The organism is Nitrosococcus watsonii C-113, assembly GCF_000143085.1.
In the GTDB taxonomy this organism is placed as follows: Bacteria; Pseudomonadota; Gammaproteobacteria; order Nitrosococcales; family Nitrosococcaceae; genus Nitrosococcus; species Nitrosococcus watsonii.
Map to the genome: position 1 here is coordinate 221,200 of NC_014315.1, position 20,202 is coordinate 241,401.

Here is a 20,202-nt window from a genome sequence, read left to right on the forward strand (position 1 = left end):
TTTGTATGAAGAATAAAAAAGTTTGGAGCATTCTTCTTAGAGGGGGGTGCGCGCTTTTTTTTTTGGAATAAGGCGGTTTATGCCCATCCTGTAGAATCTGAACCGCCAACAGCCGAGCTAGATAAAATCAATGTCACCGAACGCGCTGAGGATTTAGCTGAGCTTGCCGTTTCGGCTTCCCAAGGCCGCGTCAGTTATATCGAGCTTGACAAGCGGCCCTTACTGCGGATTGGCGAATTACTAGAAGTTGTGCCGGGAATGATTGCAACGCAGCATAGCGGGCCAGGTAAAGCTAATCAATATTTTCTGCGGGGATTTAACCTGGATCATGGTACTGATTTCTCAACTAATATCGATGGTATCCCCATGAATTTACCCACCCATGCCCATGGACAGGGTTACCTTGATTTAAATAGTCTTATTCCTGAGATGGTTGAGAGTATTACCTTTCAAAAAGGCCCTTACTATGCGGATGTTGGAGATTTCTCTTCGGCGGGAAACGCCCGCATCCAAACCTTTAATCGGCTGTCTCAGGGGATTGCGAAGTTGGCCGTTGGAGAGGACGATTTTTATCGTGGTTTATTCGCTGACTCCAGCCAATTGGGAAAGGGTGAGCTGCTTTATGCGGGTGAATTTAACTTTTATAATGGACCTTGGGTGCACCCTAATGATGGCAGGCGGTATAAGGGGCTTATTAAGTATACGCTAGGTGATAGCGCCCAAGGCTTAACCTTATTGGGATCAGCATATCATGGGCGTTGGAACGCGACGGATCAAATACCGCAGCGCGCCGTGGAGCAGGGGCTTATCTCCCGTCTAGGTACGATTGACCCCACGGATGGGGGGGGGAGCAGCCGGTATAGTTTGGGTCTCAACTGGAGACATCACCGGGCTAATAGCAGCACTCATATCACAGCCTATGGATTTTACTACGATCTTGATCTCTACTCGAATTTTACCTTTTTTCTTGAAGATCCCCTTAATGGCGATCAAATATATCAAAAAGATCGGCGTTGGGTAGCGGGCACAGAAGCCGAGCATACCTGGTTTTTGGCCTGGGGTGATCGAGAGGTTGCTAATACCGTCGGTTTGCAGTTTCGCCATGATGCGATAGGTGAGGTGGGGCTTTTTCACACCCGGGCCCGTGAGATTTTAAATACCGTCCGAAGCGACCAAGTCCATCAAAGCAGAGTGAGTTGGTATGGAGAAAGCGAAATAAAATGGAATGATAAGTTTCGTTCCGTTGTAGGATTGCGGGGCGACTTTTACAATTTTGATGTGAATAGCAGGCAGCCCGAAAATGGTGGCGATCGAACGGATTTTATCGCTAGCCCAAAGCTGAGTTTTATTTTAGGGCCTTGGGCCAAAACGGAATATTTTATTAATGGGGGCTATGGCTTTCATAGCAATGATGCCCGCGGCGTTACGACAACGGTGGATCCCGAAACAGGCATGCCGCTTAAGCAAGTCAATCCCTTGGTCAGATCTAAAGGGGCGGAGGTGGGTCTTAAGAATTGGTGGATCCCGGGGCTTACCACAACACTGGCCGTATGGTACCTTAATTTAGGTTCTGAGTTGGTTTTTGTGGGTGATGCGGGCACAACTGAGCCCTCCGGTAGCAGTCATCGCTATGGCGTGGAGTTGACTAACGCTTATCAGTTAACCTCCTGGCTCATGTTGGATGCGGATTTTGCATTTTCAAAAGCAAAATTTGCCGGAGGAGGGGATGTGCCCAACTCTTTGGGGCGTGTGATTAGTGCGGGCGCTACTATGAACTGGCCAACCAATACCCGTTTTTTTGGCGCATTGCGTCTTCGCCATTACGGAAATTCTCCTCTGACCGAGGAAGGCAATGTAAAAGCGCGCAGTACTACGGTGCTCAACTTAAAAGCAGGGTACAACGCTAAGCAATGGGAAATAATGCTTGATGTCTTAAATCTTTTGAACTCGGAAGATCCGGATATTGCTTATTTTTATGATTCCCGCCTTCCGGGAGAGCCATCAAGCGGCGTTCCGGATATTCTTTTTCATCCTGTTATTCCTCGTAGTATTCGTGGCAGCGTAGTGGTTCGTTTTTGAGCGGAAGATCCGCCGACAGATGGCTGGTTTTGTTTTTACCTCTCCCCCCTATACAACAGCATTATTTTTTATTTAGGGATCTTGTGCTGCTCCCATTGCATCATATTGAGCAAAAGGATGAAGGCTCAAACCGAAAATAAGCTTGAAAAGGCGATATCTTCTTCGGAAACTACCCTGATATCCCATGACCATGCCCGGATTATGCAACGTGCCACCTACGCCGCCGTGTCGGTGGCAGCAATGCTTGTGGTAATTAAGTTCGGCGCTTACCTAGTGACGGGCTCTGTGGCGATGCTCTCCGCTCTGATTGACTCGGCCCTAGATGTGGCGGCTTCCCTGATTAATTTGTTTGCAGTGCGTACCGCGCTTACGCCGGCCGATCAGGAGCACCGTTTCGGTCATGGTAAAGCTGAACCCTTGGCTGGACTGGGCCAGGCAGCCTTTATTACCGGGTCTGCGCTTTTTCTAGCAGTAGAATCCATAAGATTACTATGGGTACCGCAGCCAGTAGAAAATGGCGCTTTAGGTATAGGCGTGATGGTCGTATCCATTATGTTGACGCTTGCCTTAGTCTACTATCAGCGCGGCGTAATACGTAAGACGGGTTCCCTGGCGATTAGCGCGGATTCGCTCCATTACACGGGGGATGTGCTGGTTAATTTGGGGGTTATAGCGGCTATCGGGTTAAGCTCGCTTGGGGGTTGGACTCTGGCTGATCCACTGTTTGCGTTGGGTATTGCAGCTTATATTTTATGGACTGCCTGGCAAATTATTTTCCGCTCGCTGGACCAACTCATGGACCGGGAACTGCCGGAGGAAAAACGAGCACAGATTGCCCAGCTCGCTTTATCCCATCCTGAAGTGCTCGATTTCCATGATCTCCGGACACGAGCTGCCGGTCAAACTATATTTATTCAATTTCATTTAGGCGTGGATGGGCAGTTAAGTTTGCACCAAGCCCATCGGATAGGAAAAGAGGTAGAGGCTAAGGTTTTGAATATTTTTCCCCAAGCAGAGATTATTATCCACCAGGATCCGATAGATAAGGACAAGAAGGATTCGCTCGGACAACATTAATTTAAACAAAATGTAGAACCCCCCTTCTATTAAGATTATCATAACTTAATGAGACGACCAGACAGTCGCGTTATCTTTAATTTAGATAATGAGGAAAGTCCGGGCTCCATAGGGCAGGGTGCCAGGTAACACCTGGGGGGCGCGAGCCTATGGAAAGTGCCGCAGAAAATATACCGCCTAAGCGTCAGCGGACGCCGGTAAGGGTGAAATGGTGCGGTAAGAGCGCACCGCACGGGTGGCAACACACCGTGGCAGGGTAAACCCCACCCGGAGCAAGGCCAAATAGAGGAACAAGGGTGTAGCCCGCACCGTTCCTGGGTAGGCTGCTTGAGATGCATGGTGACATGCATCCTAGATGAATGGCTGTCCATGACAGAACCCGGCTTATCGGTCGTCTCAATTTTTTCGCATTATGGTACTTTCCCTTTCTGTTTAGCTTCAACCTTTTCCCTAGCATTCATTTGTAAGCTGTTGATATAATTAAAAACAGCATTCTGTTCTATAGAAAACCTAAAGGAAACTCTTAAGTCGCTGTTGACACTCTGCGGTACGCGCACCTACTATGATGTCCCGGTGGGTTAAAGTGGGCTGAAGTGGGAGAAATGGCTCAGGTAGAGGGTAGGCATTGTTTCGGGGGATAACCACACTCAACCTAGATGCCAAAGGTCGGTTATCCATACCTGCCAAATACCGCAAATCCTTAGGGATCTGTTGCGAGAGTAAAGTTGTTATTACCGTTGATTTGCTTGAGTCTTGTTTGCAGTTATACCCCCTGCCCGAGTGGGAAGCTGTAGAGCGGAAATTGATAGCCTTACCCTCCCACAATCGCCAGGCCCGGTATATCAAGCGCCAACTTATTGGCCATGCAGAGGAGCGTGAGCTGGATAGCCATGGTCGCATCCTGTTACCGCTGGAGTTGAGAAGTCGGGTAGAACTTGGGAAGAATATTACCCTGGTGGGGCAGGGCAACAAATTTGAGCTTTGGAATGCGGCGGTGTGGGAGCAGCAAATAGCAAAAGAAGAAGCGTTGAACAAAGAAGAACTAACTCGGGAATTGGCTCTATTAGGGCTTTGAGAAAGGGAAATCCTTGCTAATGGATAAAAATAAAACCTCATCAAGCCATCAGCACCAGCCCGTATTGCTGCGAGAAGTTATTCAAGCCTTGGCTATTCGGAGAGATGGCATATATATAGACGGCACTTTTGGCCGTGGCGGCCATGCCCAAGCAATTTTAGCTGCACTGTCTAGCGAAGGACGCCTATTGGGCGTGGATAAAGATCCAGCAGCCATCGCCGCGGGTCATGCACTAGCTCAAAAGGACGGGCGTTTTACTATTGTTCAGGCTTCTATCGGAGATTTGGCGCGGGTAGTGTCGGAGCGGGGCTGGCTAAGGAAGATAAATGGGGCGTTGTTTGATCTAGGTGTTTCTTCTCCTCAGCTTGAGAATGCAGAGCGAGGTTTTAGTTTCTTGCAGGATGGGCCTTTGGATATGCGCATGAACCCAGCAGTGGGACAAAGTGCAGCCGAATGGCTTGCTAACGCTAAAGAAAAAGAGATCGCAGAGGTTCTTAGGGTTTATGGAGAAGAGCGTTATTGCCGGCGTATTGCCCGAGCCATTATCCAGGCCCGAGGACTCAATTCTCTGACTCGAACGAAGCAACTGGCTGAAGTCGTGGCTAAAGCTATTCCCCGCTGGGAACGGAGGATACATCCTGCGACCCGCTCTTTTCAAGCAATCCGTATTTTTATCAATCACGAATTGGAAGAACTGCGCGCCGCGCTTGAGCAAGCGCTGGCAGCGCTGGCGGTCAAGGGACGTTTAGCGGTGATAAGTTTTCATTCTTTAGAGGATCGAATCGTTAAACGTTTTTTTAGAGAAAAAGCCCGGGGCGAGGATCTTCCTCTGGATTTACCGGTCATGCAGGAGGATTTTCAGCAGGCCAGCCTGAAAGTATTAGGTAAGCCAATTTGGCCGGTCCCCGAAGAGATTGCCCATAATCCTCGAGCCCGTAGCGCACGGCTACGGGTAGCGGAAAAACAGACCTATTAGCGGGGAGCGTCATGGACTTGGCGCGTTGGTTGTTAGTGGCGGTATTGAGTGCCTTGATTGTAGCTTCGGGCGTAGCCGTTGTTTATGTCAAACATGAAAACCGTAGATTATTTATGGAGTTACAAGGTTTTTATAAGGTAAGAGATCAACTAGATGAGGAATGGGGACGTTTACTTCTGGAACAAAGCACATTGGCTAGGCAAGGGCGGGTGGAACGCTTGGCCCGTGAACGGCTTGGGATGGTTGTGCCGGACTCAAGCGAAGTAGTCATTATCACACTTATAAAATGGTAAGCCGACGAGAACGCGATAAGAATTATCCTGGCCGCTTAGGGGTCGTAGGGCTTGCTTTTGCTGTAGCTGTCGCAGGGCTGGCCTGGCGCCTCGTCGAGTTGCAAGTGCTCGACTGCGACTTCTTGCGAGGGGAAGGAGAGGCCCGTCACCTTCGGGTTGTGGAAATGCCAGCCCATCGGGGCATCATTACTGATCGTCATGGTGAGCCTCTGGCCGTGAGTACACCCGTGGCTTCGATATGGTTCAATCCTCGTCTGCTAGGTGAAGCCAGAGAACAATGGCGAGCCCTGGCAGAAGCAGCAGGTGTTTCCATGGCTCATCTGGAGAAGCGGATGAAAGAGGGAGGTAGGCGGGAGTTTGTATACCTGAATCGTTGGGTCGAACCTGATGTGGCCCAGCGAGTACAAGCCCTAGAGGTTCCCGGTGTAAATCTCCAATCAGAATACCGGCGTTATTATCCTACGGGCCCAGTAGCAGCCCATGTGGTGGGGTTTACCAATATTGATGATCGTGGTCAGGAGGGCCTGGAATTAGCTCTTGATGAGACCCTGCGGGGGATTCCGGGTAAAAAGCGAGTTATCCAGGATAGTCGTGGACGGGTAGTGGAGGATGTGGAGAATCTGAGGGTCCCGCGACCAGGACAAGATCTGCGCTTAAGCATTGATTTGCGGCTTCAGTATTTAGCTTATCGGGAGCTGAAAACGGCGGTTCAGGACCATAATGCCCGGGCTGGTTCATTGGTGATCCTGGATGTTGGCACCGGTGAAGTTTTAGCGATGGTGAATCAGCCCTCTTACAATCCCAATGATCGTGCCCAGCTGAAAAGCCATTTATATCGTAATCGGGCAGTCACGGATTTATTTGAGCCTGGTTCTACTATTAAGCCTTTCACCATAGGGGTAGCGCTGGAGTCGGGAAAGTATTATCCCCATACTCCTATTGATACAGCACCCGGTTACTTCCGGGTAGGACGTTACACCATTCGTGATAGTCGCGATTATGGCCGTATTGATGTTAGCACGGTGATTAAAAAATCAAGCAATGTAGGCGCAAGCAAAATCGCCTTAAGTCTCGATCCGATGCGCCTCTGGCAGGGTTTTTACCAGGCGGGGCTAGGGACCTCAACGGCCAGTGGCTTCCCTGGCGAGGCGGAAGGCCATTTACCCCGTTCTCGCACTTTCCCTTTTCGGGAAATTGAACAGGCCACGCTGGCATTTGGTTACGGTCTTTCGGTCACCCCGTTGCAGTTAGCCCGGGCTTACGCAGCTTTAGGGGCGGGAGGTGAGCTAAAGCCAGTCAGTTTCCTTTATCGAGAACAGGCTGTAAGAGAGCATCAGGTGTGGTCTGAGGGCATCGCGCCTACAGTGTTATCCATGCTTGAAGAGGTGGTGAGTGATGGCGGCACGGGAGAGCGAGCCTATGTTCCTAGTTATCGGGTGGCGGGTAAGACAGGTACGGTGAAAAAAGCGACTCGGGGTGGATATGCTAAGGAAAGATATCTTGCTGTATTTGCTGGTCTTATCCCTGCCAGCCATCCTCGTTTGGCGGCGGTGGTGCTGATCGATGAACCCCAGGGGAAATACTATGGGGGCCAAGTGGCAGCCCCGGTGTTTTCTAAAGTAATGATCGGGGCGATGCGATTGCTGAACATTGCGCCGGACAATTTGCCTCCCTTACATTTAGCGGAGCGGGAAAATACTGAGTAAGGTAAGCTGGTAAGGACGCAGATGGAAACGGTAGCAAGAGAGCGTGGAGCGATGGTGATGGCGTCCGGTGATCGAAGCTGCTGTTTAAGTGATTTGCTGGCGGAATGGGTACCCATTGGAGCAGTTCGGGAGCGGCGGATTAGCAGCCTGTCTCTGGATAGCCGCCAGGTCGTTCCCGGGGCGCTGTTTTTTGCCTGCCAGGGGACACAGCAGTCAGGCCATGGCTATATCGGTGCCGCTGTGAATCAAGGTGCCGCCGCGATTGTCTATGATCCGGTAATTCCTGTTTCTCCAGTAATCCAAACGCAGTTACAGGTCCAAAATATACCGTTAATCCCTTTACCTGATTTAGACAGCAGATTGGGGATAATTGCTAATCGCTTTTATCTCCAGCCGTCACGGCAGTTTTGCGTGTTAGGGGTTACAGGAACCAATGGCAAAACCTCGGTGAGCCATTTTTTAGCCCAGGCTCTCCACCGGCAAGAGGTCCCTTGTGGGTTGATAGGGACCTTGGGCAGGGGGGTGGTGGACGCGCTTCAGCCTAGTTCCCTTACCACTCCTGATGCGATAACCGTGCAGGAGCAGTTGGCGGCGATGGTGGCGTCAAAAGCTCGTTATGCAGTGTTGGAAGTATCCTCCCATGCTTTGGGGCAGGGACGGGTCAGTGGCGTGGCGTTTAATATCGCTATCTTTACTAATCTGAGCCGTGAGCATCTTGACTACCATGGTGATATGGCTCGCTATGAAGCGGCCAAGTTTCGCCTCTTTAACCAGCCTGGGCTGCGCCACGCCGTTATTAATGGGGATGATGCCGCAGGCCGTGCTTTTTTAGCTAACCTTCCTCCCGAAGTGAAGGCCATCAGCTATGGCTTGATGAATCCCCAGGCGAGCCTCCACACCGGGAAACTTCGTTGTGACCGTCATGGTATTGCCATGACGATTCAAAGTGCTTGGGGTGAAGGTCAATTAACTTGCCCTTTGCTAGGCCGGTTTAATGCTTATAACTTGCTGGCCGCTCTTGGCGGATTACTGGCTGTTGGGATGCCCTTTACTGAGGCGCTGCAGCGCCTCTCCCAAGTTCGAGCAGTGGTTGGACGTATGGAATCTCTTGGTGGAGAGGAAGGTGAACCTTTATTGGTAGTGGACTATGCCCATACCCCAGATGCCCTGGAGCAGGTTTTGCGCTCCTTACGGGCGCATTTGGGTCCAGGAGGCCGGTTATGGTGTGTGTTTGGTTGTGGCGGGAATCGAGATCGCGGTAAGCGTCCTTTAATGGGGGCAGCCGCTGAGCGTCTGGCTGATTTCGTGATGCTGACGGACGATAATCCTCGGAATGAGGACCCCATCCAAATTATCGTGGATATTCTCTCCGGTATCGATGATCCAGATAGGGTTTACCAGTTTAGGAACCGCTCGGAAGCAATCATCCGTGCTACACAATTAGCTGAGCCTGAGGATATTGTGCTCATTGCTGGAAAAGGGCACGAGGAGTACCAACAGATCGGCGCCGAGCAGCGCCCCTTCAGCGATCGAGAGCAAGCGCAACAAGCTCTACGGCAACGGCAGGGAGAGTTGCGCTGATGGCGCGAGGATTTACCATGGGCCTGGCAGAATTAGCTTCTGTGGTTCAGGGACGGCTGCAGGGGATAAATATTGCCGCAAGCGGGGTGAGTACCGATACCCGTTCCCTAGCGCCTGGAGCTTTGTTTGTAGTGTTGAGAGGACTACGTTTTGATGGCCATGCCTTTATCACCCAAGCGCGGGAAAAAGGGGCAAGTGCTGCCCTGTTAGAACAGAGGATTAATGATCCGCTACCGCAGATTGAGGTTGCGGATGCCCGCATCGCTTTAGGTCAGCTGGCAGCCTGCTGGCGCCGGCGTTTTGCCCGCCCCATCGTGGCGGTGACCGGTAGTAACGGTAAAACCACGGTTAAGGAGATGATAGCCTCAATCCTGGGCTGGGTGGAGCCTATATTGGCGACCCGAGGTAATTTGAATAACGATATCGGTGTTCCTTTGACCTTATTGGAGCTCGATACAAGTCATAGTTTTGCTGTAATCGAGATGGGTGCTAACCGGCCTGGCGAGATTGAATATCTGAGTCGTTTGACGCGCCCTCAAGTGGCTCTCATTACCAATGCGGGGCCAGCCCATTTAGATGGATTTGGCGATCTCAAGGGCGTAGCTCGCGCTAAGGGAGAAATTTTCCAGGGAATGGGTTCAGAAGGTGTCGCCATTCTTAATGCCGATGACCCTCATTTTAGCTATTGGCGAGATTTAGCGGGCGGGTTGCCAGTGATGGGGTTTGGTTTAAGTAGATCCGCGGAAGTAACGGCCCGTCATATAGTGGCTTCTACCAAAGGTAGCCGTTTTACCCTCATCACTCCTGCCGGCAAGGTTAAGATTCAGCTACCCTTGCCTGGGCGGCATAATGTTTTTAATGCCCTTGCGGCAAGCGCTGCCGCCATTGCCTTGGGCGTGGATAGGCAGCATCTGAGTGCTTCTTTGGCGGCTTTGCCTTCTATTCCAGGCCGGTTGCAAATCCGCCGAGGAATTGGTGGGATGCGGCTGCTTGATGATACTTACAATGCTAATCCTGCTTCTTTGCAAGCAGCATTGGAATTACTGGCCAAATTTCCTGGAGAACGTGCCTTGGTGTTGGGCGATTTTGCCGAACTTGGAGAAGAAGCTGCCCCCTTGCATCAAGCCATGGGAAAACAGGCCCGGGCGGCTGGTGTGAACAGACTTTATACCCTGGGTCGTCTGGGCGCTTTTGCGGCGAAGGCTTTTGGACGGGGGGCATCGCATTTTTTAGAACGGCAGCCTTTATTGGCGGCTTTGCAAGAGGAATTGCATCCTGATATTACCGTGCTGGTTAAGGGCTCCCGTTGTATGTATATGGAGCAAATAGTCGCGGCACTAAGTAGCGGCGGGGAGAGCGGTTAGGGCAGTGCTGCTATATTTGGCCGATTACCTCGCCCGCTTCAATAGTGGCTTCCACGTGTTTCAATATCTGACCTTGCGGGCTATTTTAGGTGTACTGACTGCTTTGGTCATCTCTTTTGTCGTAGGGCCGCCTATGATTCGCCGCTTGAAATTCGTGGGTCAACCGGTGCGCTCAAACGGGCCCACTACGCATCTTTGTAAAGCAGGGACTCCAACGATGGGGGGAGCCCTTATCCTGGTGGCTATCGTTACGGCAACAGCATTGTGGGCGGATTTGAGCAACCGTTACATTTGGGTGGTGCTGGTGGTCACCCTCCTATTTGGGGGGGTGGGGTTTGTGGATGATTATAAAAAACTGATCGCTCGAAATTCCCAGGGATTACCAAGCCGTTACAAGTATTTTTGGCAGTCCATGATTGCCCTGAGCGTTGCCCTGTTTTTGTATTTTACCGCCTCGGTGGCGGCGGAGACCGAGCTGATTGTTCCCTTCTTTAAAGATATTGCGGTGAATTTGGGGGGGTATTATGTATTGCTGACCTATTTTGTGGTAGTCGGTAGCAGCAATGCGGTTAATCTTACGGATGGCTTGGATGGGTTGGCCGTGTTGCCTACCGTGTTGGTAGGGGGCGCCTTGGGGATTTTTGCTTATGCCACGGGGCATAGCGGGTTTGCTCAGTATTTAGGGATTCCCTATATCCCAGGAGTGGGAGAATTAGTCGTATTTTGTGGCGCGCTGGTAGGTGCTGGATTAGGGTTTCTTTGGTTCAATGCCTATCCGGCGCAAGTATTTATGGGGGATATCGGTGCATTATCTTTAGGCGCCGCCTTGGGCATATTAGCGGTTCTGGTGCGGCAAGAGTTAGTGCTTTTCATTATGGGAGGGGTGTTTGTTGTTGAGACGGTGTCCGTCATGCTGCAAGTGGCTTCTTATAAGCTAACGGGACGGCGTATTTTTCGCATGGCGCCTTTGCATCATCATTTTGAGATTAAGGGTTGGCCGGAGCCTCGGGTGATCGTGCGTTTCTGGATTATTACCGTCATCTTGGTATTAATTGGTCTGGCGACCCTAAAAATTCGCTAATTCTATAGAAGTTATGGAAATACTAGGCATTGTAAGAAATAGAGTAGCGGGTTTAGCCAATATTTTTCCCTCATGGATGGGATTGACATGCTGAATGAACCCCTACGATCCCAGGCGGCAGTAGTTAGCGTGATCATTGGTCTCGGTAAAACCGGGCTATCGAGTGCCCGCTTCCTAGCTAGCCGCGGTTTCCCCATAGCAGTTATGGACAGTCGTGAGTTCCCGCCAGGACTCGCCGCCCTCCAGGAGCACAATCCTGACGTGGTGCTCCGGCTGGGTGGTTTTGATGCTGCCCTGATAGCGGAGGCTGAACAATTGGTCGTCAGTCCTGGCGTGGCCTTGAGTGAGCCAGCAATCCAGGTAGCTCAGGCAAGAGGAATACCTGTGATAGGAGATATTGAATTATTTGCTTCCTATGCCAAGGCGCCCGTGATAGGGATTACCGGATCTAATGGTAAAAGCACTGTGACCTCGCTGCTTGAGATGATGGCGCGCCAAGCCGGTAAACAGGTGCTCGCGGGGGGTAACCTGGGACTCCCCGCCCTGGAATTACTAGAAAAACCCGTGCCGGACCTTTATATCTTGGAATTATCCAGCTTTCAATTAGAGACTACCTATACCCTAAATACGGTTGCTGCTTGCGTACTTAATATCAGTCCCGATCATATGGATCGATATCCTGATCTAGATGCTTATTTCCAGGCAAAAGCCAGGATTTACCGGGGGACTGGGACGATGATTATTAACACCGACGATTTTCGTGTAGCAAGCCTCGCGCAACCCCATCGGTCTTGTCTTCGATTTACCCTAGGGAATCCAAATAATAATGAATATGGGCTACGGGAATATGGGGGGGAAATATGGTTGGCGCGGGGGCATGAAGAGCTATTATCAACCCGGCGGTTGCCCTTGGCTGGACGCCATAATCTGGCCAATGCCTTGGCCGCGTTGGCCCTGGGGGAGGCTGCGGGACTGCCTCGCGCCGCGATGTTGTCAGCTTTACAGGTATTCCCCGGTTTACCTCACCGTTGCGAGTGGTTAGCGGAGGTAAAGGGAGTGCGTTGGTATAACGACTCCAAGGGAACTAACGTAGGCGCTACGGTGGCGGCGATTGAAGGGATGCCCTGCCAAGGAAAGCTGGTGCTCATTGCGGGGGGTGTCGGCAAGGGCGCGGATTTTTCTCCTTTACGGGAGCCTTTAGTCCAGCGGGCTAGGGCAGTCGTCTTAATAGGTCAAGATGCTTCCCGATTGGAAGCGGTATTGGCCGGCGGTCTCCCCCTCTATCGGGCCAATAGCATGGGTGAGGCCGTGGCTAAAGCGAGCGCCTTAGCTCAATCCGGTGATTGTGTTTTGCTCTCCCCTGCCTGCGCTAGCTTTGATATGTATGCTGATTTTGAGGCTCGCGGTCAGGCGTTTAGGCAAGCCGTGCAGGAAATATCATTATGATGAGTCGTTTTTTACCTCCCCGGCAAGCGACCCGCGGTACGCCACAACCTGATCTCTATTTGCTTGGGGCGACGTTGGCCTTGGCGGGTCTCGGTTGGGTAATGGTGGGCTCAGCTTCCTTAGCCATTGCCGATGGCCCTCGCTTTCTTTGGCGCCAAGGGATTTTTTTATTGTTGGGGTTGACTGCGGCTTTGGTGGTTTGGCGAATACGGCTGACCTTTTGGGAACGGCTTGGTCCGGTGCTGTTGTTGCTTGGATTAGGATTATTGTTGTTGGTGTTAATTCCCGGCATAGGGATAGAGGCCAATGGTAGTCGGCGGTGGTTGGCTATTGGACCCTTAAGTCTACAGCCTTCGGAGTTAGTGAAGTTGTTTATGGTGATTTATCTCTCCGGATATTTGGTACGCCGCAGCCATGAGGTGCGCACTACCGTGAGGGGCTTTTTCTTTCCGGTAGGGATATTGGCCCTAGCGGGGTTGCTATTGTTGCTGGAACCTGATTTTGGCGCGGTAGTTATTCTGTTCGCTACTATGCTGGGAATGCTGTTTCTAGGGGGGGCTCGTCTCTGGCACTTTGTGTTGCTTGCTGCCCTCGGGGGGGTGGGACTTGCTGCCTTAGCTTGGGATTCTTCCTATCGGATGGAGCGGTTAACTTCTTTTCTCGATCCCTGGGCTGATCCGCTCAATAGTGGTTATCAGTTAACTCAGGCTTTGATTGCTTTCGGCCGGGGTGAATGGCTGGGGGTGGGATTAGGCAACAGTATCCAGAAATTATTCTATTTGCCCGAGGCTCATACGGATTTTCTTTATGCTGTTTTGGCTGAGGAACTGGGTTTAGTGGGAAGTTTAGCCGTAATTGTTCTGTTTGCCGTGCTAGTTTACCGGACTTTGCTGATTGGGCGGGCAGCGGAGCGGGCAGGACGTATTTTTGGCGCTTATCTGGCCTATGGCCTCGGAATTTGGATAGGGCTGCAAGCGTTTATCAATTTGGGGGTCAATATGGGGGTGCTGCCTACCAAAGGGTTGACTCTGCCTCTTATGAGCGTGGGGGGCAGTAGCATCATCGTCACTTGCATTGCAGTGGCGCTTATACTGCGGGTGGATCTGGAAACCCGCTTCCCTAAAACTGCCCGGAGAGGTGTTAAATAATGGCAGTACGGGTGCTGATCATGGCTGGCGGTACGGGGGGGCATGTATTTCCCGCCCTGGCGGTGGCTGATCGGCTCCGGGCATGGGGGGCAGAGGTCGTATGGATGGGAACCCGCCATGGGCTGGAAGCTGAGCTGGTGCCAAAGGCAGGTTATCCCATCGAGTGGATTTCAGTTAGTGGTTTGCGTGGTAAGGGCCTAACCCATTGGTTAAGGGCACCATTCAAATTGTTGCTTGCTTTGTCTCAAGCTTTGCGTGCCCAGCGCCGCTGGCAGCCAGCGGTCGTGCTGGGGCTAGGTGGATTTGTTGCTGGCCCAGGGGGGTTGGGGGCCTGGCTGCTGCGGCGGCCTTTGCTGATTCATGAACAAAATGCAATTGTAGGCACGGCCAACCGATTGCTGGCTCCGCTAGCTAGCCGGGTGATGGAAGCGTTTCCCGGCGCTTTTCCTCCAGCGAGAAAGGCTGAATGGACCGGCAATCCAGTGAGGGAAAGTATTGAGCAGCTTTCCGAAACGGGGGTTCGGCTTCAGGCTCGACAGGGCCGCCTTCGCTTGTTAGTTTTCGGCGGTTCCCAGGGGGCGCAAGTATTAAATGCAACCGTTCCTCAGGCCCTGGCCCTATTGCCCGCCAAAGTGCGTCCCCAGGTCTGGCATCAGTGCGGCTCCCGGCAATGGGAAGAGGCTGTAGCTGCTTATCGAGCGGTGGGAGTGGAGGCTCGGCTAGTGCCTTTTATTGATGATATGGCAGCGGCTTATGCCTGGGCTGATTTAGTGGTGTGCCGCGCCGGCGCGTTGACGGTGGCAGAGTTAATGGCCGTGGGAGTTGGTGCTTTACTGGTGCCGTTTCCATTAGCAATTGATGACCATCAACGGGCCAATGCGGAGTATCTCGTTGCGGCCGGGGCCGCTCTATTATTGCCGGAAAAGGAGCTATCCTCGTCGCGCCTGGCGCAAGCAATCGAACATTTGGTAGCAAACCGCTCTATTTTGATAAGCATGGCTCAGGCGGCCCGGCAACTTCATCGGGCAGGCGCGGCTCGGCGGGTTGCTGAGCGGTGTCTGGAGGCGGCCGATGGTTGAGGAGCCTCAAATGGCGCCTATCCCGCCCATGATGCGGCGGATTCGACGAATTCATTTTGTCGGTATCGGCGGGGTGGGGATGGGTGGAATCGCTGAGGTACTACTCAATTTAGGCTATCAGGTTTCGGGCTCGGATTTGCGTAAGAATCAGCTTATTCAACGACTTCTAAGCTTGGGCGCCCAAATTAGAATCGGCCATGACTCTCAGCATATTGAAGGCTGCGATGTGGTGGTAGTTTCAAGCGCCATTGATGAAAACAATCCCGAAGTGAGAGCGGCTCGTGGCCGCCTCATTCCGGTAGTGCCACGGGCGGAAATGTTGGCGGAGTTGATGCGCTTCCGGTACGGCATTGCCGTGGCTGGAACCCATGGCAAAACCACGACTACAAGCCTGATTGCCGGGATTCTTGGGGAGGCAAATCTGGATCCCACCTTCGTGATCGGTGGCCAAGTAAATAGTATTGGTGCTAATAGCCGGCTAGGAAAAGGCGAATACTTAGTGGCTGAAGCGGATGAGAGCGATGCCTCTTTTTTGCTGCTGCAGCCCTTGTTGGCGGTCATTACTAATGTGGATGCCGATCATATGGACGCCTACGGAGGGGATTTCATCGCCCTTAAAGCTGCCTTCCTGGAATTTCTCCACCATTTGCCTTTCTACGGTTTAGCCGTGGTATGCCTGGATGACCCTGTATTACGGGAATTATTGCCCGATATTGGACGCCCTGTCTTAACTTATGGGACTTGCAAGGAGGCTGATTACCAGTTACAAGCATTGAAGCAGATCCGGGCTCGAACCCAGTTCCAGGTGGCTCGTCCTGGCAAGGATAATTGGCTAACCGTGGTTTTGAATTTGCCTGGTGCCCATAATGCTTTAAATGCATTGGCAGCTATTGCGGTGGCCCATGAGTTAGGGGTAGCCGATTCCGCTATTCAAAGGTTTTTGAAAGGTTTTTCTGGTATCGGGCGCCGGTTTCAATGCTATGGAGAAATTGCCACGCCAGCGGGAAAGGTGCTTTTGGTGGACGATTATGGGCATCATCCCCGAGAGCTTGCCGCTACCCTGGAGGCTATCCGTGTAGGCTGGCCTGAGCGGCGCCTAGTAGTCATCTTTCAACCCCACCGCTATACCCGAACCCGGGACTTATTTGAAGCGTTTATCCAGGTATTATCCCAAGTGGACGTATTGTTTTTACTGGAAGTTTATCCAGCGGGGGAAGTGCCGATTGGGGGGGCTGACAGTCGTGCCTTATGGCAGGCTATTCAAGCCCGTGGGCAAGTAAGGCCCATCTTGGTAGAGGATAAGGAAATTATTGAAGAGATGCTGTTAGATCTGTTGCGGGAGGGTGATTTGCTGTTGACGGTGGGTGCTGGTGATATCGGCGCCCTAGCCAGGTATTTATCCGTTTCCTTAGCGGGGCAGCGCTGATGATGGCAGGGGTAAGTATTCCCTCAGCGCGGGGACGGCTACAGCACCATGTGGCTATGGCAAACCATACCTCTTGGCGTGTTGGCGGGCCAGCTCGGTGCCTGTATCGTCCTGCGGGCAGGGATGATTTGATAACGTTTCTTCGTTTTTTACCCAGGGATGAGCCGTTATTTTGGCTTGGGCTGGGCAGTAATTTATTAGTTCGAGATGGTGGAATTTCAGGTACGGTGATTGCTATTGCGGGAGCTTTAAACAAGATTGAGCGGCGTACCGTCACCACAGTATGGGTGGAAGCAGGGGTACCCTGCGCCAAATTAGCGAAGTTCTGTGCCCGTGAAGGATTGCGAGGGGCGGAGTTTCTGGCAGGTATTCCTGGGACGGTAGGAGGAGCGCTGGCCATGAACGCAGGTGCTTTTGGCGGTGCCATGTGGGAGCTGGTAACGGCAGTGGAGGTGGTAGGGGTAGGAGGTGAGAATCGTCGCCGGTTGCCTCAAGAATACCAAGTCAGCTATCGGGAAGTCCATGGACCGGAGCGGGAATGGTTTCTGGCGGCTGAATTATGTCTGACACCGGGGAATAGTCAGGTTGCGCAGCAGCAGATTCGACGATTACTGCGGCAGCGTAATGGTTGCCAGCCAACTCGTCAACCCTGTGCTGGCTCGGTTTTCCGTAATCCCCGGAACGATAAGGCAGGGCGGCTGATTGAAGCCTGTGGACTAAAAGGCGCCTCTATTGGTGGAGCACGGGTCTCGGAAAGGCATGCTAATTTTATTGTAAACACAGGCAATGCTTCCGCTGCTGATGTTGAATATTTAATTCAATGGGTTGCTGAAACGGTAGCTCGGCGGGCGGGGGTAAGTTTAGTCCCGGAAGTCCACATGGTGGGAGAGCCGGCATGATAGGGAGGGCTGATGCCAAAGCCTGGGGCAAGGTTGCGGTGCTGATGGGTGGTTATTCCGCGGAGCGAGAGATTTCTCTTAAAAGCGGTACCGCCGTCCTTCAAGCTCTCCTGAGGCAGGGAATTGAAGCCCATGGAATTGATGTGGGTAAAGAGGTGTTAACGCAGCTCTCAAAAGGGGAGTTTACCCGAGCCTTTATAGTTCTGCACGGACGCGGGGGAGAGGATGGCGTTATCCAGGGAGCTTTGGAAACTTTAAATTTACCCTATACCGGTAGTGGGGTATTGGGGTCTGCCCTGACTATGGACAAGCTGCGTAGTAAGCAGCTTTGGCGGGGGATGGATTTGCCTACCGCAGATTTTTCTGCGCTCACCGAGGATACCGATCCCGCTGTGATTGCGGCTGACCTAGGTTTACCCCTTATTGTGAAGCCGGCGCGGGAAGGTTCAAGCTTGGGGATGATGAAAGTGGAAAGTACTGATGCGCTGCAATCTGCTTATAGAGAAGCAGCGATTTTTGATACAGCGGTATTTGCCGAGCGATGGCTATCGGGGGCGGAGTATACAGCGGCTATTCTGGCAGACCGGGTTTTGCCGCTTATTCGTTTGGAGACACCCCGTGTTTTCTACGATTTCGAAGCGAAATACCATGCTAATACAACCCATTATTTTTGTCCCTGTGGACTATCGGAGAGGCAAGAACATGTCTTGCAAGCACTGGCTTTAGAAGCCTTTCAAGTCCTTGGGGCTAGCGGCTGGGGGCGGGTAGATTTGCGCTGTGATGAAAAAGCGCATCCCTATTTGCTTGAGATCAATACGGTGCCGGGTATGACGGATCATAGCCTAGTACCCATGGCAGCCCAAGCTGCGGGTATTGGGTTCGATGAGATGGTTTTGCGGATACTGGAAAGTAGTTTGGAACGGAGAATGTTCCAAGATGGCGCGTAGAAAAAAAAACCGCCGAGTACAGCGTGGGGCGAGTCGTTCCCAGCCTCCCCGCGCCTTTCCATGGTGGACGATTGGTCGAGGCTTGCTGGCATTGTTGCTTGTAGCGGTAGTTGTATGGGGAAGTAACCGTCTCACCGATCCCAAAACTTTGCCCCTGCGTCAGGTGAGCATCAAGGGGCAGTTTAAGCGTGTGACTCAACAAAAACTGCATAGGGTGACGGCTAATTACGTAAGTGGTGGCTTTTTTAACGTGAATCTGAAGGCGATACGGATGGCAGTGGAGAAATTACCTTGGGTAGCTCAAGCAAATGTACGCCGAGTTTGGCCTGATAGCTTACAGATTGAAGTTCATGAGAAAATACCTCTGGCGCGTTGGGGTGAAGATGCTTTAATCAGTATTGAAGGCGAGATTTTCACCCCACCTGAGGCGAGTTTCCCTAAGGGATTGCCAAAATTACAAGGTCCTCCGGATAGCGAACGATTGTTAATGAGCCGTTTAGGGAAAATACAGGCGCAATTGAGCTCTCTTGGGCTGCAGGTGGTTCAACTTACCCTGGGAGAACGGCGGGATTGGCATGTGGTTTTCGAAGACGGTATGGAGTTGATTTTGGGGCGAGCTCACAGCAAGCAACGTCTAACCCGATTTCAGCAAATCTATGCCCATTTGTTGCGATTACACCGAGAGGATATAAAGCGAGTCGATATGCGCTATACAAATGGTTTTGCAATCACCTGGCACGACGGCAATACGGCGCCCGCATGGGTTCGTGAGGCGGCATTCGATGTCTAAGCGTAGCGATAAGAATTTTATTGTAGGTTTAGATATTGGTACCTCTAAGATAGCCGCCATTGTGGCTGAGACTCATCCTGAAGGTGAGATTGAGGTAGTAGGTATTGGTTCTCATCCCTCCCGTGGATTGAAGAAAGGTGTAGTCGTGAATATCGACTCCACGGTTCAGTCTATTCAAAGAGCAGTAGATGAGGCGGAATCCATGGCAGGTTGCCAAATTTACTCGGTGTTTACTGGCATTGCCGGTAGTCATATCCGCAGTCTCAATTCCCATGGAATTGTGGCTATCCGTGATAAGGAGGTGACCACGGAAGATGTAGAACGGGTTATTGATGCCGCTCGAGCGGTGGCTATTCCCGCCGATCAAAAAATTCTTCATGTATTACCCCAGGAGTTTATTATTGATAGCCAAGAGGGGATACGAGATCCGGTCGGTATGTCGGGGGTTCGTCTGGAGGCTAGGGTGCATTTGGTATCTGGCGCCGTTAGCGCTGCCCAAAATATTATTAAGTGTATCGGCCGGTGTGGGCTGGAAGCGGATGACATTATCTTGCAACAGATAGCCTCTAGTTATTCAGTACTTACCGATGATGAGCAGGAGTTGGGCGTGTGCTTAGTGGATATCGGTGGCGGGACCACGGATATCGCGGTTTTCGTGGGCGGGGCGATTCGCCACACGGCAGTCATTCCGATTGCGGGCGATCAGGTCACTAATGATATTGCCGTGGCTTTGAGAACTCCGACTCAGCATGCCGACGATATTAAGATGAGATACGCCTGTGCCTTGACTCAATTGACCAATCCTGATGAGCACATTGAGGTTCCCAGTGTTGGTGATCGGCCTCCACGGCGATTATCGCGCCAGGCGCTAGCCGGGGTCATTGAGCCCCGTTACCGGGAACTGTTGGAGTTGGTTTTGGAAGAGCTGCAGCGGAGCGGGTACGAGGAATTGCTGGGGGCGGGGGTCGTATTAACAGGGGGTAGCGCCAAAATGGAAGGGGTGATGGAGTTGGCGGAGGATGTTTTTCACACTCCAGTACGACTCGGTATACCCCAACATATGGCTGGCTTGCCTGATGTGGTGAGGAATCCGGTACATGCTACTGGTATAGGGCTTTTGCTTTTCGGACATCATCATCGTTACACGCCGGGTTTAGGAAGCCGGTCGCTGAGAAGCGTTCAGGGGATATGGGATAGGGTGCGGGGATGGTTTCAGGGAAATTTTTAAAAATACT

At 52.0% G+C, this 20,202-nt stretch carries 17 protein-coding genes and 1 other RNA gene; all 18 read left to right on the forward strand.

The window, feature by feature from the left end; translation table 11 throughout:
• Positions 1–12: 12 nt before the first annotated feature.
• The 18 genes from NWAT_RS01050 to ftsA all read left to right on the forward strand — a co-directional run bounded on the left by NWAT_RS01050 (position 13) and on the right by ftsA (position 20,195).
• On the forward strand, positions 13–2,079 hold the full coding sequence (locus NWAT_RS01050) for a TonB-dependent receptor (RefSeq protein WP_049772892.1): 2,067 nt from the start codon (positions 13–15) through the stop codon (positions 2,077–2,079).
• A 117-nt stretch (positions 2,080–2,196) separates the two neighbouring features.
• Positions 2,197–3,156: a cation diffusion facilitator family transporter gene (locus NWAT_RS01055; protein ID WP_013219298.1), complete on the forward strand. Its 960-nt coding sequence runs from the start codon at positions 2,197–2,199 to the stop codon at positions 3,154–3,156.
• A gap of 49 nt (positions 3,157–3,205) precedes the next feature.
• An RNA gene (gene rnpB / locus NWAT_RS15795) (RNase P RNA component class A) lies at positions 3,206–3,559 on the forward strand.
• A 222-nt stretch (positions 3,560–3,781) separates the two neighbouring features.
• Entirely contained in the window at positions 3,782–4,231 is a 450-nt protein-coding gene (gene mraZ, locus NWAT_RS01060) for a division/cell wall cluster transcriptional repressor MraZ (RefSeq protein WP_013219299.1), read from the forward strand.
• A 19-nt stretch (positions 4,232–4,250) separates the two neighbouring features.
• The gene (rsmH, locus tag NWAT_RS01065; RefSeq protein WP_013219300.1) at positions 4,251–5,207 is read left to right on the forward strand and encodes a 16S rRNA (cytosine(1402)-N(4))-methyltransferase RsmH; all 957 of its coding nucleotides are present in this window, start codon (positions 4,251–4,253) and stop codon (positions 5,205–5,207) included.
• Between the two features lie 11 nt (positions 5,208–5,218).
• Positions 5,219–5,500: a cell division protein FtsL gene (gene ftsL, locus NWAT_RS01070; RefSeq protein WP_013219301.1), complete on the forward strand. Its 282-nt coding sequence runs from the start codon at positions 5,219–5,221 to the stop codon at positions 5,498–5,500.
• On the forward strand, positions 5,494–7,206 hold the full coding sequence (locus NWAT_RS01075) for a peptidoglycan D,D-transpeptidase FtsI family protein (RefSeq protein WP_013219302.1): 1,713 nt from the start codon (positions 5,494–5,496) through the stop codon (positions 7,204–7,206). Before ftsL ends, NWAT_RS01075 begins: the two co-directional genes overlap by 7 nt.
• A 21-nt stretch (positions 7,207–7,227) precedes the next feature.
• Positions 7,228–8,787, forward strand: a complete 1,560-nt coding sequence (locus tag NWAT_RS01080; protein ID WP_013219303.1) for a UDP-N-acetylmuramoyl-L-alanyl-D-glutamate--2,6-diaminopimelate ligase — start codon at positions 7,228–7,230, stop codon at positions 8,785–8,787.
• On the forward strand, positions 8,787–10,151 hold the full coding sequence (locus NWAT_RS01085) for a UDP-N-acetylmuramoyl-tripeptide--D-alanyl-D-alanine ligase (RefSeq protein WP_013219304.1): 1,365 nt from the start codon (positions 8,787–8,789) through the stop codon (positions 10,149–10,151). The genes NWAT_RS01080 and NWAT_RS01085 overlap by 1 nt, the downstream gene beginning before the upstream one ends.
• A gap of 4 nt (positions 10,152–10,155) precedes the next feature.
• A complete protein-coding gene (gene mraY / locus NWAT_RS01090; RefSeq protein ID WP_013219305.1) occupies positions 10,156–11,232 on the forward strand; it encodes a phospho-N-acetylmuramoyl-pentapeptide-transferase in 1,077 nt (358 codons plus the stop codon).
• Between the two features lie 87 nt (positions 11,233–11,319).
• A complete protein-coding gene (murD, locus tag NWAT_RS01095) occupies positions 11,320–12,678 on the forward strand; it encodes a UDP-N-acetylmuramoyl-L-alanine--D-glutamate ligase (RefSeq protein ID WP_013219306.1) in 1,359 nt (452 codons plus the stop codon).
• Positions 12,675–13,826 carry a putative lipid II flippase FtsW gene (gene ftsW, locus NWAT_RS01100; protein ID WP_013219307.1) on the forward strand — a complete coding sequence of 384 codons (1,152 nt, stop codon included), beginning with the start codon at positions 12,675–12,677 and terminating at the stop codon, positions 13,824–13,826. Before murD ends, ftsW begins: the two co-directional genes overlap by 4 nt.
• Positions 13,826–14,905 carry an undecaprenyldiphospho-muramoylpentapeptide beta-N-acetylglucosaminyltransferase gene (gene murG, locus NWAT_RS01105; protein ID WP_013219308.1) on the forward strand — a complete coding sequence of 360 codons (1,080 nt, stop codon included), beginning with the start codon at positions 13,826–13,828 and terminating at the stop codon, positions 14,903–14,905. Before ftsW ends, murG begins: the two co-directional genes overlap by 1 nt.
• Entirely contained in the window at positions 14,898–16,331 is a 1,434-nt protein-coding gene (gene murC, locus NWAT_RS01110) for a UDP-N-acetylmuramate--L-alanine ligase (protein ID WP_013219309.1), read from the forward strand. Before murG ends, murC begins: the two co-directional genes overlap by 8 nt.
• 2 nt (positions 16,332–16,333) lie before the next feature.
• Positions 16,334–17,230 (forward strand): UDP-N-acetylmuramate dehydrogenase, encoded by an 897-nt coding sequence (gene murB / locus NWAT_RS01115; RefSeq protein ID WP_041350824.1) that lies wholly within the window; start codon positions 16,334–16,336, stop codon positions 17,228–17,230.
• The gene (locus tag NWAT_RS01120; RefSeq protein ID WP_013219311.1) at positions 17,227–18,177 is read left to right on the forward strand and encodes a D-alanine--D-alanine ligase; all 951 of its coding nucleotides are present in this window, start codon (positions 17,227–17,229) and stop codon (positions 18,175–18,177) included. Before murB ends, NWAT_RS01120 begins: the two co-directional genes overlap by 4 nt.
• The gene (locus NWAT_RS01125; protein WP_013219312.1) at positions 18,167–18,967 is read left to right on the forward strand and encodes a cell division protein FtsQ/DivIB; all 801 of its coding nucleotides are present in this window, start codon (positions 18,167–18,169) and stop codon (positions 18,965–18,967) included. The genes NWAT_RS01120 and NWAT_RS01125 overlap by 11 nt, the downstream gene beginning before the upstream one ends.
• On the forward strand, positions 18,960–20,195 hold the full coding sequence (gene ftsA / locus NWAT_RS01130; protein ID WP_013219313.1) for a cell division protein FtsA: 1,236 nt from the start codon (positions 18,960–18,962) through the stop codon (positions 20,193–20,195). The genes NWAT_RS01125 and ftsA overlap by 8 nt, the downstream gene beginning before the upstream one ends.
• The last annotated feature ends 7 nt before the right edge of the window (positions 20,196–20,202 follow it).